The 707-nt window shown below is 62.5% G+C and carries 1 protein-coding gene; it reads left to right on the top strand.

The annotated features are described in order from the left end of the window. Positions 1–5: 5 nt before the first annotated feature. Positions 6–707: protein-L-isoaspartate(D-aspartate) O-methyltransferase (locus EN939_RS36730; protein ID WP_245473325.1), on the top strand; the 702-nt coding region annotated here is incomplete at its 3' end.

Below are 707 nucleotides of genomic sequence, written 5' to 3'. Positions count from 1 at the left end.
TCAATATCCATGTCGGCCGGCGTGGCATTCATGACCGTGAGATTCTGCAGGCAATGCGCGAAGTTCCACGCGAGGCCTTCGTCGAACCCGGCTTCGAGGAATTTGCTTACGAAGACACGCCGCTGCCGATCGCCGATGGCCAGACCATATCGCAACCCTACATTGTCGCGTTCATGATCGAGATGGCGGATGTCAAACCGGGTGACCATGTGCTCGAAATTGGCACCGGCTCGGGATACGCGGCCGCGGTGATGAGCCGGATCGTCGAACAGGTCTACACGATAGAGCGTCATCCCGGTTTGGCCGAAGCCGCGAAGCGGCGGTTTGAAAAACTCGGCTACCAAAACATCGAGGTTCGGACAGGCGATGGCACCAAGGGCTGGCCGCAGGCGGCGCCGTTCGACGCCATCGTGGTGACAGCCAGTGGTCCCGGCGCACCGCTCGCCCTTCAGGAGCAACTCGATGTCGGCGGCAGGCTCGTCATTCCGGTCGGCGACGACCCGGATTTGCAACGTCTGCTCAAAGTCACCCGGACAGGCGCCGCAACCTATAGCGAGGAGGATTTCGGCGGCGTGCGCTTCGTCCCTCTGATCGGCGAGCAGGGTTGGTCGGAAAACGGCACGGCCACCGACGTTGGTCGTCCGCTTCGACATCCCCATCCGATCAGCCTGCCTGATATGATCGCGGCCGCGGCCGAACCCCTGCCC

Origin of the sequence: Mesorhizobium sp. M7A.F.Ca.CA.002.05.1.1, from assembly GCF_003998335.1 — a bacterium.
Classification (GTDB): Bacteria; Pseudomonadota; Alphaproteobacteria; order Rhizobiales; family Rhizobiaceae; genus Mesorhizobium.
The sequence above is the reverse complement of the archived record's forward strand: the minus strand, read 5'-3'. Positions and strand labels throughout refer to the sequence as shown.